The organism is Leisingera sp. SA215, assembly GCF_055902035.1.
Window position 1 is genome coordinate 124,448 of the sequence record NZ_JBVVXU010000005.1, and the last position, 16,803, is coordinate 141,250.

13 protein-coding genes are annotated in these 16,803 nt (G+C 65.6%); 8 read left to right on the forward strand and 5 right to left on the reverse strand.

Annotated features, from left to right (window positions below):
* The first annotated feature begins 1 nt into the window (after position 1).
* The 5 genes from argH to AC0KW6_RS07710 all read left to right on the forward strand — a co-directional run bounded on the left by argH (position 2) and on the right by AC0KW6_RS07710 (position 6,265).
* Positions 2–1,396 (forward strand): argininosuccinate lyase, encoded by a 1,395-nt coding sequence (argH, locus tag AC0KW6_RS07690; RefSeq protein WP_323783408.1) that lies wholly within the window; start codon positions 2–4, stop codon positions 1,394–1,396.
* Between the two features lie 35 nt (positions 1,397–1,431).
* Positions 1,432–1,608: a hypothetical protein gene (locus tag AC0KW6_RS07695; RefSeq protein ID WP_323783410.1), complete on the forward strand. Its 177-nt coding sequence runs from the start codon at positions 1,432–1,434 to the stop codon at positions 1,606–1,608.
* 92 nt (positions 1,609–1,700) lie between these two features.
* Positions 1,701–1,853 (forward strand): hypothetical protein, encoded by a 153-nt coding sequence (locus tag AC0KW6_RS07700; RefSeq protein WP_323783412.1) that lies wholly within the window; start codon positions 1,701–1,703, stop codon positions 1,851–1,853.
* A gap of 491 nt (positions 1,854–2,344) precedes the next feature.
* A complete protein-coding gene (lysA, locus tag AC0KW6_RS07705) occupies positions 2,345–3,610 on the forward strand; it encodes a diaminopimelate decarboxylase (RefSeq protein WP_474034600.1) in 1,266 nt (421 codons plus the stop codon).
* A 48-nt stretch (positions 3,611–3,658) separates the two neighbouring features.
* Positions 3,659–6,265 carry a TIGR02302 family protein gene (locus AC0KW6_RS07710; protein WP_474034601.1) on the forward strand — a complete coding sequence of 869 codons (2,607 nt, stop codon included), beginning with the start codon at positions 3,659–3,661 and terminating at the stop codon, positions 6,263–6,265.
* A 64-nt stretch (positions 6,266–6,329) separates the two neighbouring features.
* On the opposite strand, the gene AC0KW6_RS07715 is transcribed toward AC0KW6_RS07710, so the two are convergent.
* Positions 6,330–7,262, reverse strand: coding sequence for a zinc-ribbon domain-containing protein (locus tag AC0KW6_RS07715; protein ID WP_474034602.1), 933 nt, complete (start codon positions 7,260–7,262; stop codon positions 6,330–6,332).
* Between the two features lie 216 nt (positions 7,263–7,478).
* On the opposite strand from AC0KW6_RS07715, the gene AC0KW6_RS07720 reads away from it, so the two are divergent.
* The 3 genes from AC0KW6_RS07720 to AC0KW6_RS07730 are packed head-to-tail and all read left to right on the forward strand — an operon-like array spanning position 7,479 to position 9,798.
* Positions 7,479–8,156 (forward strand): cell division ATP-binding protein FtsE, encoded by a 678-nt coding sequence (locus tag AC0KW6_RS07720; RefSeq protein ID WP_323776754.1) that lies wholly within the window; start codon positions 7,479–7,481, stop codon positions 8,154–8,156.
* A complete protein-coding gene (locus AC0KW6_RS07725) occupies positions 8,153–9,052 on the forward strand; it encodes a cell division protein FtsX (RefSeq protein ID WP_323776711.1) in 900 nt (299 codons plus the stop codon). The genes AC0KW6_RS07720 and AC0KW6_RS07725 overlap by 4 nt, the downstream gene beginning before the upstream one ends.
* A complete protein-coding gene (locus tag AC0KW6_RS07730; protein WP_474034603.1) occupies positions 9,049–9,798 on the forward strand; it encodes a lysophospholipid acyltransferase family protein in 750 nt (249 codons plus the stop codon). The genes AC0KW6_RS07725 and AC0KW6_RS07730 overlap by 4 nt, the downstream gene beginning before the upstream one ends.
* A 357-nt stretch (positions 9,799–10,155) precedes the next feature.
* On the opposite strand, the gene lpdA is transcribed toward AC0KW6_RS07730, so the two are convergent.
* The 4 genes from lpdA to AC0KW6_RS07750 form a co-directional block, all read right to left on the reverse strand.
* Complete coding sequence (lpdA, locus tag AC0KW6_RS07735; RefSeq protein WP_474034604.1) at positions 10,156–11,547, reverse strand: dihydrolipoyl dehydrogenase; 1,392 nt, start codon at positions 11,545–11,547, stop codon at positions 10,156–10,158.
* A gap of 93 nt (positions 11,548–11,640) precedes the next feature.
* Positions 11,641–12,051, reverse strand: a complete 411-nt coding sequence (locus AC0KW6_RS07740; RefSeq protein ID WP_474034605.1) for an MAPEG family protein — start codon at positions 12,049–12,051, stop codon at positions 11,641–11,643.
* Positions 12,052–12,262: 211 nt separating this feature from the next.
* Complete coding sequence (gene odhB / locus AC0KW6_RS07745; RefSeq protein WP_474034606.1) at positions 12,263–13,789, reverse strand: 2-oxoglutarate dehydrogenase complex dihydrolipoyllysine-residue succinyltransferase; 1,527 nt, start codon at positions 13,787–13,789, stop codon at positions 12,263–12,265.
* Between the two features lie 12 nt (positions 13,790–13,801).
* Positions 13,802–16,753, reverse strand: a complete 2,952-nt coding sequence (locus AC0KW6_RS07750; protein ID WP_474034607.1) for a 2-oxoglutarate dehydrogenase E1 component — start codon at positions 16,751–16,753, stop codon at positions 13,802–13,804.
* Positions 16,754–16,803 lie beyond the last annotated feature (50 nt).

Sequence of the window (16,803 nt, forward strand, 5' to 3'; positions counted from 1 at the left end):
CATGACAGATCAATCCTCGAACCAGATGTGGGGCGGCCGCTTTGCCGCAGGTCCCGACGCGATCATGGAGGCGATCAACGCCTCGATCGGGTTCGACAAGCGGATGGCAGCACAGGACATCGCAGGCTCAAGGGCCCATGCGGCAATGTTGGCCGCAGCAGGCGTCATTACGGATAATGATGCCGAAGCCATTCGGGAAGGGCTGCTCACCGTTTTGTCAGAGATCGAGGGCGGAACGTTTCAGTTTTCCACGGCACTGGAAGACATCCATATGAATGTGGAGGCGCGCCTGAAAGAGATCATCGGCGAGCCTGCCGGCCGTCTGCACACGGGCCGCAGCCGCAATGACCAGGTGGCGACCGATTTCAAACTCTGGGTGCGCGACCAGCTCGACGCGGCCGAGTCGGGCCTGCTGGCGCTGATCCGTGCGCTTCTGTCGCAGGCCGAGGCGGGGGCTGACTGGGTGATGCCGGGCTTCACCCACCTGCAGACCGCGCAGCCGGTGACCTGGGGCCACCATATGATGGCCTATGTGGAAATGTTCGGCCGCGACCTGTCGCGCGTGCGCGATGCCCGCGTGCGGATGAACGAATCGCCCCTCGGGGCGGCGGCGCTGGCGGGCACGTCTTTCCCGATCGACCGGGAGATGACCGCAAAGGCGCTGGGCTTTGACCGCCCCGCTGCCAACTCGCTGGACGCAGTCTCGGATCGCGATTTTGCGCTGGAGTTCCTGTCTGTGGCGTCGATCAGCGCGGTGCATTTGTCGCGCTTTGCCGAAGAACTGGTGATCTGGTCCTCGGCCCAGTTCCGCTTTGTGACCCTCAGCGACCGGTTCTCCACCGGCTCGTCGATTATGCCGCAGAAAAAGAACCCGGACGCCGCCGAGCTGATCCGCGCCAAGGTGGGCCGGATCTTTGGCGCCAATACCGCGCTGATGATGGTGATGAAGGGGCTGCCGCTGGCCTATTCCAAGGACATGCAGGAAGACAAGGAACAGGTGTTTGACGCCGCCGACAATTGGATGCTGGCGCTGGCGGCGATGGAGGGCATGGTCAAGGACATGACCGGCAACCGCGAATCGCTGGCGGCGGCGGCCGGGTCCGGCTTTTCCACCGCTACCGATCTGGCCGACTGGATGGTGCGGGTGCTGAAGGTGCCGTTCCGCGATGCCCACCACGTGACCGGCACCCTGGTGGCGATGGCCGAAAGCCGCGGCTGCGACCTGCCGGATCTTTCGCTGCAGGATATGCAGGGGGTGCATGCAGAGATCACCGAAGATATCTTTACTGTGCTTGGCGTTGAGAATTCGGTAAACTCGCGGATGTCTTACGGCGGCACTGCGCCGGCGCAAGTGCGCGCGCAGATCGCCCGCTGGACGGAGATTCTGGCAGGCTGAGGCCGCGATGCAGGGCCCGCGGCGGGGAGGCAGAAATGCGCAACATGATCATTGCTTTGCTTGGGCTGGCGGCGCTGGCCGCCTGCGGTGTGGATGGCGAGCCGGTGCAGCCGACGCTGAACGCAGGCATTGGCGTGGGCGATAGCGGTGTCCATGCCGGCGGCGCCGTCGGGCTGCACAAGGGGCCGGTCAGCGTCTACCTGGGCTTCTAGTGCCGGGCGCCCTTGATGCGCTCCGGTTCAGCCACCATTTCACAACCGCCCCCGCCGCAATGCCGGGGCGGTTTTCATTTGAGGATATTGCGATGAAAGCAGCTGTTGTTGTTCTGGCCCTCCTGGGCCTGGCCGCCTGTGATACCGGCGGACAGGCGGCGAACCCGCCGCAAAAGCAGGAGCCTGCCGCAACCGGAGTGAAGGTTTCCGGCTATGGCCGGGTTGGAGTATCCAGCACGTTCTAGCAAGTACCGGAAATGGCCGGTCCGGGCTTGCTGCCCGTCCGGTTCCCGTCTGCTGTGGTGCGTTCTGTATCTGATGTGCGGATCATCAGCTGTAAGGAGTGGCGGCGCCGCCAAGGGGCGGAGGCGGGACGGGAGCTTCCTCCCGCACGCTGAACGTTGTCTCTGCGTGCCCTTGCCAAAGGGCCCTGTTCCAAAGTGCCGGGGATGTCAGTCCCGGCGGTGACCGCGATCAGGGGAGAGCATGGCAGGGCGGGCTTAAGATGCGGTGACAACGGCGTGCGCCGGGGGCGCAACACCGCGAACGGCGCCGCTGCGGCCGGCGGGGTGCAAGGAGTATTTCCGGAAAGATGAAAGGCGGGCCAGTGTTTTCACCGTTGCTTTCATCGTTCCGGAAATACTCGAAACCCGCGCTCAGCCAATCGGGGCGCCGGCCGGGGCAGGGCAGCGGAATCATTTGATCCGCCCGCCCGTTTTGCCCTAAACGCGGGGCCATGGATCATTTTCTCTACCGCGACGGCGCGCTTTTCGCCGAAGACGTTCCCATCTCCGAGATCGCCGCGGCGGTGGGCACCCCGTTCTATGTTTATTCCACCGCCACCCTGCTGCGGCATTTCAGGCTGTTTGACGAAGCGCTGGAGGGCACCGATCACCTGGTCTGCTATGCGATGAAGGCAGCCAGCAACCAGGCCATCCTCAAGACCCTGGCGCAGGCCGGCGCGGGCATGGATGTGGTCAGCCAGGGCGAATACCTGCGCGCCAAGGCGGCAGGCGTGCCGGGGGAGCGGATCGTGTTTTCCGGCGTCGGCAAGACGGCAGAGGAAATCCGCGTCGCTCTGACCGGCGGCATCCGCCAGTTCAACGTGGAATCCGAGCCGGAGATGGAAGTGATCAACGCGGTGGCGCAGGAGCTGGGCGTGGTTGCCCCGATCACCATCCGGGTGAACCCGGATGTGGACGCCAAAACCCACGCCAAGATCGCCACCGGCAAATCCGAAAACAAATTCGGCATCCCGATTGCCCGCGCCCGCGAGGTCTATGCCCGCGCTGCGGCGCTGGAGGGGCTGGATGTGGTCGGGATCGATGTCCACATCGGTTCGCAGCTGACCGATCTGGAGCCGTTCCGGCTGGCCTATCAGAAGGTGGCGGAGCTGACCGGAACCCTGCGGGAAGACGGCCATAACATCCGCCGCCTGGATCTGGGCGGCGGCTTGGGCATTCCCTATACCCGTTCCAACGAGGCGCCGCCGCTGCCGGTGGAATACGGCCGGATGGTCAAGGAGACGCTGGGCCATCTGGGCTGCGAAATCGAGATCGAGCCGGGGCGGCTGATCGCGGGCAACGCGGGCCAGCTGGTGTCCAGGGTGATCTATCTGAAATCGGGCGAGGGCCGCGATTTCCTGATCCTGGACGCGGCGATGAACGACCTGATCCGCCCGGCGATGTATGAGGCGCATCACGACATCGTACCGGTGCAGGAGCCTGCGGCAGGCACTGAAAGCCAGCCTTACGACATCGTCGGCCCGGTCTGCGAGACTGGCGATACCTTTGCCAAGCAGCGCGATCTGCCGCCGCTGGCGGCGGGCGATCTGGTCTCCTTCCGCAGCGCCGGGGCCTATGGGGCGGTGATGGCCAGCGAGTATAATTCGCGTCCCCTGATCCCGGAAGTGCTGGTGCATGGGGATCAATTCGCGGTTATCCGCGCACGTCCCGCCTTTGACGAAATGATAAACCGCGATACCATCCCGGAGTGGCTCTGAAGCGATCCGGGCGCGATCCGGCGCGGGCCATCCGAACATGAGGCCCGAATGCCCTTTGACAGACGTGCCGATCCGGTCCTGAAACGCCTGCGCCGGCCTGTGCTGCTGACGCAGGCCGGACTCGTGGCTGAACGTGCCATGCGGGCGTTCTGGCCGCTGGCCTCGGTGCTGATGGCGGCGCTGGCGGCGCTGATGCTGGGCCTGCACCTGCTGCTGCCGGAGCCAGCGGTCTGGACCGGCGCAATTGCTGCCGGGCTTGCAGCCGCAGCTGCTTTTGGCTGGGGCGCCTGGCGGTTCCGCTGGCCTGCCCGGAGCGCGGCCTTGGCGCGTCTGGACGCAACCCTGCCCGGGCGGCCGGTTGCGGCGCTGCTGGATACCCAGGCCGTCGGGGCCGGGGATGCCGCCTCGATCGCCTTGTGGCAGGCGCATCAGCGCCGGATGGCCGATGCCGCGGCACAGGCGCGGGCGCCTGCACCGGATCTGAACGTGGCCGCAGCGGATCCTTATGCGCTGCGCTATGCGGCCGGTTTGTTCCTGGCGGTGGCGCTGCTGTTCGGCTCGGTCTGGCAAGCGGCGTCGATCAAGGAGCTGGGAGCGGACGGCGGCGCCGCCCTCAACGGCCCGGCCTGGGAGGGCTGGGCAGAGCCGCCCGCCTATACCCGCCTGCCGGTCCTGTATCTGAACGATCAGGCCGGGGGCATCTTGAAACTGCCGGAAGGCAGCCGCGTCACCCTGCGGTTTTATGGCGAGGCGGGGGCGCTCAGCCTGTCGCAAAGTGTTGCAGGCCAAAGCGCAGAGCCGCCGCGGGACCTGGACGGCGCGCTGGAATTCGATGTCCTCCGCAGCGGCACGGTTTCCATCGACGGCACCGGCGGGCGCAGCTGGCAGGTGGAGGTGATCCCGGACCAGCCGCCCAAGGTGGCGGTCGCGGGCCGGCCCGAGCTGGAGAGCGACGGCTATACCACGCTGGCCTTTGCGGCCCGCGATGACTATGGCGTGGCCGCGGGCCAGGTCCGGATTGCTCTGGATCTGGCTGCAGTGGAGCGCCGCCACGGGCTGGCCGCAGACCCCGACCCGCGGGAGCCGCTGGTGCTGGACCTGCCGCTGCCGCTGTCAGGCTCGCGCAAGGAGTTTACCGAAAAGCTGATCGAGGATTTTGCCCGGCACCCCTGGGCCAACTTGCCGGTGGTTTTCACTTTTTCGGCGGTGGATGCGGCCGGGCAATCCGCGGCGGCGGCCGGCTTTGGCTCGGATCTTGTCACCCGCCGTTTCTTTGATCCGCTGGCGGCTGCGGTGATCGAACAGCGCCGGGATCTGCTGTGGGCGCGCGCAAATGCGCCGCGGGCGGCGCAGATCCTGCGCAGCCTGTCGCACCGCCCCGAAGACCTGTTCCGCGACTATGGCGATTTCCTGCGGCTGCGCACCATTCTGCGGCGGCTGGAAAGCTATACCGTGCAGGGCAGCATCCCGGAGCCGCAGCAGGCGGAAATCGCCGCGGCGCTTTGGGATCTTGCAATCCAGCTGGAAGAGGGCGACGTGGGCGATGCCCTGCAGCGGATGCAGCGGGCGCAGGAACGGCTGAGCCAGGCCATGCGCGATGGCGCAAGCGATCAGGAGATCGCCCAGTTGATGCAGGAGCTGCGCGAGGCGACCCAGGACTATATGCGCCAGCTGAGCCGGCAGGCGGAAGCGAATGGCGAGGTGTTGGAACCGGGCCAGATGCCCGAGGACATGATGACCCTCAGCCAGGATGACCTGCAGGCGATGATGGACCGCATTCAGGAGCTGATGCAGCAGGGCCGCATGGCGGAGGCCGAACAGGCGCTGCGCGAGTTTCAGGAAATGATGGAAAACATGCGGATGACGCGCGCGCAGCAGGGTCAGGGCGAGGGCAGCCAGGGCCGGGAGGCGATGGAAGGGCTGGGCGAAACCCTGCGCGAGCAGCAGGGGCTGTCCGACCAGGCGTTCCGTGATTTGCAGGAGCAGTTCAATCCCGGCGCCCGCCGCGGCGAGAGCCAGGGCAACGAAGGCCGCGATGGCGGTCTGGGCCGCGGCCAAAGCCATCAGGGCGGGCAGGGTGGTGACAGCGGCCAGGACGGCCAGGGCAGCGACGGCGCCGAAAGCCGCAATCCCCAGGGCTCCGGGCCGGATGGCCGCACGCAGCCGGGCGCGGGCGGCTCGCTGGCCGACCGCCAGCAGGCCCTGCGGCGGCAATTGCAGCGCCAGCAGGAGGGGCTTCCCTATCTGGATGGCGAGGCAGGCGATGCCGCCCGCGAAGCGCTGGACCGGGCCGGCCGGGCGATGGAGGGCGCGGAAGATGCGCTGCGCGGCGGTGATATGGCCGAAGCGATCGACCAGCAGTCCGAAGCGATGGAGGCACTGCGCGAAGGCATGCGCAATCTGGGCCAGGCGCTGGCGCAGCGCGAAGACGGCCAGCGCAACGGCCAGGGGCAGCCTTCGGCCACGGCCGAGGGCGAGCGGCTGGACCCGCTGGGCCGCAGCAACGGATCGGTTAACGATGGCGGCAAGGTGGGAGAGGGCAATGCCTACCGCCGCGCCTGGAATTTGCTGGAGGACATCCGCCGCCGGGCAGGAGAGCGCGACCGCAGCGAGCGGGAGCGCAATTACCTGCAACGGCTGCTGGACAGGTTCTGAACCCCGGCTGCCTGCAGCAACCGGTATCCGGAACTTCAGGACAAAGGATGCTGCCGGGGCAGCGTTACTGGACGCTGGTCAGGGATTTAACCTGATCATCAAGCCACAGCCGCGCCTGATCCACCCAGCCGACATAGCTGCTGAGTGCCGGATCCGCCTGCGGCAGTTTTTCCGAGATCAGCGGCGCGTTGTCATAGATCATGACCATGACCAGCGCGGCAATCACCGACAGCGAAAACCCGCGGGCAAAGCTGCGTTTGCGCTGCACCGGCGGCTGTTCATAGGCGGCCTGCAGTGCAGGGGCTGCACTGTCTGCAGAGCGCAGGGTCGAATTGATCTCTTCGATATCCGGCAGCAATTCCTTGCGCGAGCCGGTTTCAGCTGCGGCCAGCTGGCGCGGGTCTTCACCGCGGATACGGGCCATCCGGTCGCGGGCCTGGCGGCTGCGGCGGGCGGCGTCGTCCTCGGGTGTTGCGGCTGCCTCCAGCCCCAGATCAGGCTGCGTTTCCAGGCTGTGGCCTTCTGCCGCCCGCAGCGCGGCTTCGCGCTCGGCTTCCTCGCGCAGGATGTCGGACAAGGCGGGGTTCAGGGCGCGGCTCCGCGGCGGCGCCTCTGGCTCCGCGTCTGCAGCCCCGGTTGCGTCAGCACCCGTCCACTGGTCCGGATCATCGTCTTCGCCGGTCTCCGGGGCGCCGGCAGCGGGCTCCGGCGTATCCTGCGCCGCCGCGGCAACTGCAGCGGGCGTGTCCGGAGGATCGCCGGAGACGTCCCCAGGCATGTCCGGCTCAGGGAAATCTTCTGCCGCCTGCGCAGCTGCCACTTGGATTTCGGCTGCGTCCGGCGCGGTTTCCCCGGCGGCGCGTGCGGCAACAGCCCCGGCGGATGCCTGAAACCAGGTCTGGCCGCAACTGGAACACTGCACATCCCGGCCCCCGTCGGGGATCACATCCTCGGGCACTTCGTACTGGGCTGCACAATTCGGGCAGGTCAGGCGCATCATGCTCTCCTCGGCACCATCCTGCCGGCCAGCAGGCGACAGGTTGTTTTTCAAGGGATTATATGCGGCCCGGCAGCCCGGTTAAAGCGTCAAATGCCGATCCAGCCCCAGCCTGGCAGGGGCGGGGGTTTCCCGGCAACAGAGCCCATTGAAACTGATGGTCCCATGGGGCAAAACACCGGAGCGCCAATTTTGCGGCGCAATCAGGGGGCAGCAGTGATCGAGCTGGAGAATGTGGGCTATAATTACGGCGGCGGCGAGCTGCTGGATGAGGTGTCAGTTCAGCTGGCGCCGGGATCGTTCCATTTTCTGACCGGCCCGTCCGGCGCGGGCAAGACGACGCTTTTGAAACTTTGCTATGGCGCGCTGATGCCGACCTCGGGCCGGGTGCGGGCCTTCAACATGGATGTGCATGGGCTGGACCGCGATCAGATGGCCCATCTGCGCCGCCGCGTCGGCGTTGTGCATCAGGACTGCCGGTTTCTGGATCATTTGCCGGTGGTCGAGAACATCGCCCTTCCGCTGCTGGTTTCCGGGCGGGAGCTGTCGCATGAGGAGGCCAATCTGCACGAGCTGTTGAACTGGGTCGGCCTGTCTGAACGGGCCCATGCGCTGCCGCCGGAATTGTCGGGCGGTGAACGGCAGCGGGCGGCGCTGGCCCGGTCGGTCATCCTGTCGCCGGATGTCATCATTGCCGATGAACCGACCGGCAATGTGGACTGGGAAATGTCGCAGCGGCTGCTGCAGCTGCTGGTGGAGCTGAACCGGATGGGCAAGACCATCCTGGTGGCCACCCATGACCTGTCGCTGATCCGGGCGGCCAAGAACCAGGTGCAGGCCCGGGTGCTGCGGATCTCCAACCGGCAATTGCAGCTGGCGGGGGCAGACTTATGACCGACAGCAGGCTGCACAAGCTGGTGCTGGGCGATACCCAGGCCAACCGGGTGGTGCCGCCCAGCGGTTTCACCGCCCATCTGACGCTGTTTGTCTCCGGCGCGATGGCCTTTCTTGCGGTTTTTGCGCTGGCGCTGTCGATGGCCTCCGGGCGGCTGGCGGACCAATGGGCCTCGGAGCTGGCGCGGGCGGCAACCCTGCGCATCAACGCCCCGGCTGAGCAGCGCGCGGCACAGACCGAAGCGGCACTGGAAATCCTGCGCCAGACACCGGGCGTGGCCACCGCACGGGCGCTGTCGGGCGAGGAACAGGCGGCCTTGCTGGCGCCCTGGTTCGGCTCCAGCCTGCCGGTCGGCAGTCTGCCGCTGCCGCAGCTGATCGAAGTCACGGGCGAGGACCCCGGATATGACGCCGCCGGGCTGCGTCTGCGGCTGCAGGCCGAAGTGCCGGGCGCGGTTCTGGATGACCATACCCGCTGGCGCGCGCCGCTGGTTGATGCAGCCCGGTCGCTGCGCCGCCTTGCCTGGGTGTCGATCCTGCTGATCGGCGGCGCCACGGCGGCGATGATCACCCTTGCGGCCAATGCGGCCCTTGCGGCCAATGCCCAGGTGATCGAAGTCCTGCGGCTGGTCGGCGCTTTGGACAGCTATATCGCCCAGGCCTTCATCCGCCGGTTCACCCTGCGCGCCCTGACCGGGTCCGCTGCGGGCGTTGTCTTGGGGATGATCGGTGTCTGGCTGATGCCGGAAGCTTCGGATGAGGGCGGCTTTCTCACCGGGCTTGGCTTTCAGGGCTGGGGCTGGCTGGCGCCGCTGGTGATTCCGGTGCTGGGCGCGCTGGTGGCCTTTGCCGCGACCACCCGCGCTGCCGGTAAACGTTTGGGAGCAGTGTCGTGAAAAACCCGGTTCAATGGCTGCGTTCAGCCGCCTTTCTGGTGCAGATGTATCTGTCGATGCTGGTGCTGGGGCTGCTGTTTGCGCCTTGGGCCGCAGTCTCCCGCAAGGGCGCGCGCATCGCCTGCAAAACTTATGCCCGCTGGGTCCTGTGGACCGCGCGCTGGATGGTCGGCATCAAGACCGAAGTCCGAGGCCAGGTGCCGTCTGGTGAGGTGATCATCGCCGCCAAGCACCAAAGTTTTCTGGACATCCTGATCATTTTCAACGCAGTGCCGTCGGCCCGGTTCATCATGAAACGCGAGCTGATGTGGACGCCCGTCATCGGAGTCTACGCCAAGCGGCTGGGCTGCGTGCCGGTGAACCGCGGCAAGCGCGGCGCGGCGATTGCCAAGATGGTCAAGGATGTCGCCAAGGAGAGCCGCGAGCCCGGCCAGCTGATCATCTATTCGCAAGGCACCCGTGTCGCACCCGGCGCCCGCAAGCCCTATAAGATCGGCACTGCGGTGCTGTATCAAGGCCTGAGCCAGCCCTGCGTGCCGGCCGCCACCAATGTCGGCGTGTTCTGGCCGCGCACGGGGATCTACCGCAAGCCGGGCCTGGCGGTGGTGGAGTTCCTGGAGGTGATGCAGCCGGGGATAAGCCGCGAGGATTTCATGGCCCAGCTGGAACAGCGCGTCGAAAGCCGCTCGGACGCGCTGATGCGGGAAGCCGGGTTTGAACCGGGCGAGACTGTGCAACGGGCCTGATCCGCCGGAGCGTTTGCACTCTCCGGAAGCTAGAAAACTCAAATCTCCCTGGCAAAGACGGCGCCGGGACATCGAGCCCGCCCGCCAGCCCCTCGGTCACGGTAGTGGGCTGCAAATGCGGCCTCATGTGCGGGTTCGCAATCCGCATATAGTGTCTGCGTAACAGCTGCGGTCGAAGGTCTGTCCGGCGCTTGCGGGGGAGCTGACTTGCAATGAAACGGCGATGGCTGTGCCTTTCTGGGACCTGACCTGGGACCTGATTTCAGCGCCAGCAAGGAGGGGGACACGCCCGTTGCCAAACAGAAAAAGGGCAGCTGCGGCGAGCTGCCCTTTAGTAAACCCGGCACTATGCCTGGATCAGCTGTGGATCGGCCCGTCGCCACAGGCCAGAGCGGCCTCGCGCACGGCCTCGGAGTAGGTCGGATGCGCGTGGCAGGTCAGTGCCACGTCCTCGGCCGAGGCACCGAATTCCATCGCCACGCACAGCTCGTGGATCAAGTCGCCCGCGGCCGGGCCGATGATCGCGGCGCCGAGGATGCGGTCGGTTTCCGCATCGGTGATGATCTTGACGAATCCGCCCTCGGCCTGGCCCACGGCCTTGGCCCGCGCGTTGCCCATGAACATGAACTTGCCCACCTTGATCTTGCGCCCCTCGGCTTTCAGCGCGTCCTCGGTCGCCCCCACGGTGGCCACCTCGGGCGTGGTGTAGACGACGCCGGGGATCACGCCATAGTTCACATGGCCATGCTTGCCTGCGATCACCTCGGCCACCGCCATGCCCTCGTCCTCGGCCTTGTGCGCCAGCATCGGGCCTTCGATCACATCGCCGATGGCATAGACGCCGGGGATATTGGTGCGCCAGTGGTTGTCGGTGGCGATCTGGCCGCGCTCGGTCATCTTGACGCCCAGTGCATCCAGCCCCAGCCCCTCGCTGTAAGGCTTGCGGCCGGTGGCAACCAGCACCGCGTCGGCGTCCAGCGTCACCTCATCGCCGCCCTTCTTGGGCTGGTATTTGACCTTGGCCTTGGTCTTGGTGGTCTCCACCCCCTGCACCGCGGCGCCGAGGATGATGTTGAGGCCCTGTTTTTCCAGGATCCGCTTGAAGCTGCGCTGCACGTCCTTATCCATGCCGGGGCAGACCGCGTCCATGTATTCCACCACGGTCACCTCGGACCCCAGGCGGGCATAGACCGAGCCCAGCTCCAGCCCGATAACGCCGGCGCCGATCACTGTCAGTTTCTTGGGGATCTTCGGCAGTTCCAGCGCACCGGTGGAGGAGACCACGATCTTTTCGTCGATCTCGACGCCAGGAATGGACGATGGCACCGAACCGGAGGCGATCACGATGTTCTTGGCCTCATGCACCTCGCCACCGACCTGCACCTTGCCGGCCGCGGGGACCGAAGCCCAGCCCTTGATCCAGTCGATCTTGTTCTTCTTGAACAGAAACTCGATGCCGCCGGTGTTTTGGCCGATCACCTCATCCTTGTAGGATTTCATCTGGTTCCAGTCGACGGAAGGGCTTTTGCCCTTGAGTCCCATATGGGCGAAGTTGTGCTCTGCCTCATGCAGCAGGTGGGTGGAATGCAGCAGCGCCTTGGAGGGGATGCAGCCCACGTTCAGGCAGGTGCCGCCGAGGGTTTCGCGGCCCTCAACCACGGCGGTCTTGAGGCCCAGCTGGGCGCAGCGGATGGCGCAGACATAGCCGCCGGGGCCGGCGCCGATTACGATCACGTCATAGGATGCCATGTGTCATGTGCTCCTTATTGGGTTGAGCGGGGAGGGGGCGCTGCCCCCGGCCCATGCGGGCCTCCCCCGGAGTATTTGTGGAAAGATGAAGGGTCATGTGAGGCTGGCGGCCAGCATGGCCGCGGTGGCGAGGTAGCCGGCGGCCCAGATCAGGCTGCGCCAAGGAGTCCAGCCAAAGGCGTAGGCCGGCACGTAAAGCACGCGCGCGCCGAGGTAGAGATAGGCGCAGGCGGCGGTGAGGGCTGAGGATTTCTGCGCCAGCGTGACCACCACGCAGGCGATGGTGAACAGGATCAGCCCTTCGAAATGGTTGTTCATCGCCCGCCACAGCCGCGCGGTGCGGCGCGAGAACTGGTCCTGCAAATCGCCGCCCAGCCGGTCGCGGTCGCGCGGGCCGAGGGTCTGGCCCGGCTTCAGCTCGAGGTTGGCTGGCACGGCCATCAGGGCGATCTGGAAAACCTGCAGGAGCGCGGCGAGGGTGAGGGCGGTGAGTTCGGGGGTCATGTAAATGCAACTAACGCTGCGAGTTTCAGGTTGCAGGCGCTTTCACCAGCACTGTCTTCAATGTCATGATGATTTTTCGCAATGCCAGTTCCGGTTGATGCGGCGGAGAGCCCACTCCTTAATTCCATCGATAGATTTCCTTGTCCCGCCCGGCAAAGCCGGGCAGCGCCCGCCCCTCCCCACGAAATGGGCGGGCGCTGCCCTTTGTTGTTTACAGATCCATCAGCAAGCGGCGCGGGTCTTCCAGCGCTTCCTTGACGCGGACCAGGAAGGTCACGGCGCCCTTCCCGTCGACGATGCGGTGGTCATAGCTCAGCGCCAGATACATCATCGGACGGATCACCACCTGACCGTTGATCGCCATCGGGCGGTCCTGGATCTTGTGCATGCCGAGGATGCCGGACTGCGGCGGGTTCAGGATCGGCGAGGACATCAGCGAGCCGTAGACGCCGCCGTTGGAGATGGTGAAGGTGCCGCCCTGCATTTCCGCCATCGACAGCTTGCCGTCACGGGCGCGGGCGCCTTTTTCGGCAATGGCTTTCTCAATCGCGGCAAAGGACATCGCGTCGGCATCGCGGATCACCGGCACAACCAGGCCGGTGGGGGTGCCGGCGGCGACGCCCATGTGCACGAAGTTCTTGTAGACGATATCGGTGCCGTCGATCTCGGCGTTGACCTCGGGCACTTCTTTCAGCGCGTGGCAGCAGGCCTTGGTGAAGAAGGACATGAAGCCCAGTTTGACGCCGTGCTTCTTCTGGAACAGGTCCTTGTATTCGTTGCGCAGGGCCATCACCTCGGTCATGTCGACCTCGTTGTAGGTGGTGAGCATAGCGGCGGTGTTCTGGCTGTCCTTCAGGCGCTTGGCGATGGTCTGGCGCAGGCGGGTCATCTTCACCCGTTCCTCGCGCGCGGCATCGTCAGCCGTGACCGGGCCGCGCACCTGGGCCGGGGCCGGAGACGGAGCGGCGGGCGGAGCAGTCTTGGCGGCAGCCACCGCAGCGGCGACGTCTTCCTTCATGATGCGCCCGTCCCGGCCGCTGCCGGTGACTTGCGATGCATTGAGACCGGCTTCGGCCATTGCCTTTTCGGCGGAGGGGGCGTTGGCGACATCCTTGCCCGCGGCCGCGGGCGCCTCGGCCTGTGTTTGCGCTGCTGCCGGGGCAGCCGGTGCCGCGGAGGTGCCGGCGGCACTGCCGGAGATCACCCCGAGCTTGGCTGAGGCGGCGACGGTTTCCCCTTCGCCGGCGGTGATTTCGGCCAGCACGCCGGCTGCCGGGGACGGGACCTCGACCGATACTTTGTCAGTCTCCAGCTCGCACAGCATTTCGTCCTGCGCCACGCTGTCGCCGACCTTTTTGAACCAGGTCGAGACGGTGGCCTCGGAGACCGATTCCCCAAGCGCGGGCACGGTAATGTCGGTGGCGGCGGCCTGGTCATCCGCCTGGGCAGCGGGGGCAGAGGCATTTGCCTTGGGTTTCACGGTTTCCGGCCCTGCGGCGCCGGCCTCGGCGATATTCGCGAGCAGCGCGTCAACGCCGACGGTCTCGCCTTCCGGAGCGACGATATCCTGCAGCTTGCCGGCTGCGGGCGAGGGCACCTCGACGGTCACCTTGTCGGTTTCCAGTTCGCAGAGCATCTCGTCAGCGGACACGGTGTCGCCGGGTTGCTTGAACCAGGTGGCCACGGTGGCCTCGGTCACGGATTCGCCCAGGGTGGGTACGCGGACTTCGGTTGTCATATCTGTTTATCCTCAGATGCTCAGCGCTTCGTTCACGAGGGCTGCTTGTTGGGCTTTGTGCTGGCTGGCCAGACCGGTTGCAGGAGAGGCCGAGGTGGCGCGCCCGGCATAGACCGGCCTTGTGTGCTTGGCGCCGATCCGGGTCAGCACCCATTCGATGTTGGGTTCGATGAAGGTCCAGGCGCCCTGGTTCTTGGGCTCTTCCTGGCACCAGACCATTTCCGCCTGCTTGAAGCGTTCCAGCTCCTTCACCATCGAGATCGCCGGGAACGGGTAGAACTGTTCGACCCGCATCAGGTAAATGTCATCGATGCCGCGGGCGTCGCGTTCTTCCAAGAGGTCGTAGTAGACCTTGCCCGAGCACATGACCACGCGCTTGATCTTGTCATCCGCCACCAGCCGGGTGTCCGAATTGCCTTTCTGCGCATCATCCCACAGCACCCTGTGGAAGCTGGAGCCGGTGGTGAAATCCTCGGCGCTGGAGACTGCCAGCTTGTGGCGCAGCAGCGATTTCGGGGTCATCATGATCAGCGGCTTGCGGAAGGTGCGGTGCAGCTGGCGGCGCAGGATGTGGAAATAGTTCGCGGGCGTGGTGCAGTTGGCCACGATCCAGTTGTCCTGGCCGCACATCTGCAGGAAGCGTTCCAGCCGGGCAGAGGAATGCTCGGGGCCCTGGCCCTCGAAGCCATGCGGCAGCAGGCAGACCAGGCCCGACATCCGCAGCCATTTGCTTTCACCGGAGGAAATGAACTGGTCGAACATGATCTGCGCGCCGTTGGCGAAATCACCGAACTGGGCCTCCCACAGGGTGAGGGCGTTGGGTTCGGCCAGCGAATAGCCGTATTCAAACCCCAGCACCGCGTATTCCGACAGCGCCGAGTCGATCACGTCGAATTGCGACTGGCCGGCGCGGATGTTGTTGAGCGGATAGTAGCGCTCCTCGGTCTCCTGGTTGACGATGCCGGAATGGCGCTGCGAGAAGGTGCCGCGGGTGGCGTCCTGGCCCGCCAGGCGCACCGGGTAGCCCTCCAGCAGCAGCGAGCCGAATGCCAGCGCCTCGCCGGTCGCCCAGTCAAAGCCCTGGCCGGTTTCAAACATCTTGCCGCGGGCATCCAGGAACCGGCCGACGGTGCGGTGCATCGGGAAGCCGTCCGGCACCCGGCTGAGCGAAGCGCCGATTTCGGACAGGGTTTCCGGCGGGATCGCGGTGCGGCCGCGCTGGTAGTCGGCGTCTTTCTTGTCCAGATGCGACCAGCGCCCGTCCAGCCAGTCGGCCTTGTTGGGTTTGTAATTCTTGCCGGTCTCGAACTCCTCGTTGAGATGCGCCTGAAAGGCGGCCTTCATGTCCTCGATCTCGCCCTCGGGGATCAGGCCGTCCTTGACCAGCCGGTCTGTGTAGAGCGTCAGCGTGGTCTTGTGGCCCTTGATCTTCTTGTACATCAACGGGTTGGTGAACATCGGCTCGTCGCCTTCGTTGTGACCGAAGCGGCGGTAGCAGAAGATGTCGAGCACCACATCCTTGTGGAACTTCTGGCGGAATTCGGTGGCGACGCGGGCGGCGTGGACCACCGCCTCCGGGTCGTCGCCGTTGACGTGGAAAATCGGCGCCTCAACCACCAGCGCATTGTCGGTGGGATAGGGGGAGGAGCGCGAGAAATGCGGTGCTGTGGTGAAGCCGATCTGGTTGTTCACCACGATGTGCATGGTGCCGCCCGCCTTGTGGCCGCGCAGGCCGGAGAGGGCAAAACATTCCGCCACCACGCCCTGGCCGGCAAAGGCCGCATCGCCGTGCAGCAGGATCGGCAGCACCTGGCTGCGGTCCGTGTCGCCCAGCTGGTCCTGCTTGGCGCGGGCCTTGCCCAGAACCACCGGGTTCACCGCCTCGAGGTGCGAAGGGTTGGCGGTGAGGCTGAGGTGGACGGTGTTGCCATCAAAGGAGCGGTCGGAGGAGGCGCCGAGGTGGTATTTCACATCACCGGAGCCATCCACGTCCTCGGGCTTGAAGCTGCCGCCCTGGAATTCGTTGAAGATGGCGCGGTAGGGTTTCTGCATCACATTGGCCAGCACCGACAGGCGGCCGCGGTGCGGCATGCCGATCACGATGTCGCGCACCCCCAGCGCGCCGCCGCGCTTGATGATCTGCTCCATCGCCGGAATGAGGCTCTCACCGCCATCCAGGCCGAACCGCTTGGTGCCGGTGTATTTGACGTGCAGGAATTTCTCGAACCCTTCGGCCTCGACCATCTTGTTGAGGATCGCCTTGCGGCCTTCGCGGGTAAAGGTGATTTCCTTGTCGTAGCCCTCGATCCGCTCTTTCAGCCAGGCGGATTGCGCGGGGTCGGAGATGTGCATGTACTGCAGCGCAAAGGTGCCGCAATAGGTGCGTTTCACGATCTCGACAATCTGGCGCATGGTGGCGACCTGCAGCCCCAGAACGTTGTCGATAAAGATCGGCCGGTCCATGTCGGCATCGGTGAAACCATAGGATTTCGGATCCAGCTCCGGAAGCGCCGTGGCGGCATGCATGCCCAGCGGGTCCAGGTCCGCTGCCAGATGGCCGCGGATCCGGTAGGCGCGGATCAGCATCAGAGCCCGGATCGAGTCAAGAACGGCGCGCTGCACCTGATCGTCAGTGACCTCAACGCCCTTGGCGGAAGCCTTCTCCTTGATCTTCTTGCTTGCGCCCTTGGCCTCGGCCGGGGCCGGCCATTCGCCGGTCAGCGCGCCGGTGATGTCATCTGCGGGCGCGGGCGGCCAGTCATTGCGCGCCCAGGAGGGGCCCTGAGCCTCGGCCTTCACGTCCAGTTCGGCGTCGCCCATCTGGCGGAAGAACTCGGCCCAGGCGGCATCCACCGCATTCGGGTCATTGGCGTATTGGGCATAAAGCTGCTCCAGATACTCCGCGTTGTGCCCCTGCATGAAAGAGGAGGCGCGGAAGAGATCGTTTGGGCTTTGTTCGGTCATTTGGGTGCCTCTTGCAGGTTAGGACCGTATTCAACTTGGCCTTGGGCCAA

Excerpts from the sequence above, each read along its gene's own strand:
- AC0KW6_RS07740 (WP_474034605.1), bottom strand. The coding sequence starts at position 12,051 with ATGACCCCCGAACTCACCGCCCTCACCCTCGCCGCGCTCCTGCAGGTT.
- AC0KW6_RS07695 (WP_323783410.1), top strand. The coding sequence starts at position 1,432 with ATGCGCAACATGATCATTGCTTTGCTTGGGCTGGCGGCGCTGGCCGCC.
- odhB (WP_474034606.1), bottom strand. The coding sequence starts at position 13,789 with ATGACAACCGAAGTCCGCGTACCCACCCTGGGCGAATCCGTGACCGAG.
- AC0KW6_RS07750 (WP_474034607.1), bottom strand. The coding sequence starts at position 16,753 with ATGACCGAACAAAGCCCAAACGATCTCTTCCGCGCCTCCTCTTTCATG.
- AC0KW6_RS07725 (WP_323776711.1), top strand. The coding sequence starts at position 8,153 with ATGACCGACAGCAGGCTGCACAAGCTGGTGCTGGGCGATACCCAGGCC.
- AC0KW6_RS07710 (WP_474034601.1), top strand. The coding sequence starts at position 3,659 with ATGCCCTTTGACAGACGTGCCGATCCGGTCCTGAAACGCCTGCGCCGG.
- lpdA (WP_474034604.1), bottom strand. The coding sequence starts at position 11,547 with ATGGCATCCTATGACGTGATCGTAATCGGCGCCGGCCCCGGCGGCTAT.
- AC0KW6_RS07700 (WP_323783412.1), top strand. The coding sequence starts at position 1,701 with ATGAAAGCAGCTGTTGTTGTTCTGGCCCTCCTGGGCCTGGCCGCCTGT.
- AC0KW6_RS07715 (WP_474034602.1), bottom strand. The coding sequence starts at position 7,262 with ATGCGCCTGACCTGCCCGAATTGTGCAGCCCAGTACGAAGTGCCCGAG.
- lysA (WP_474034600.1), top strand. The coding sequence starts at position 2,345 with ATGGATCATTTTCTCTACCGCGACGGCGCGCTTTTCGCCGAAGACGTT.
- argH (WP_323783408.1), top strand. The coding sequence starts at position 2 with ATGACAGATCAATCCTCGAACCAGATGTGGGGCGGCCGCTTTGCCGCA.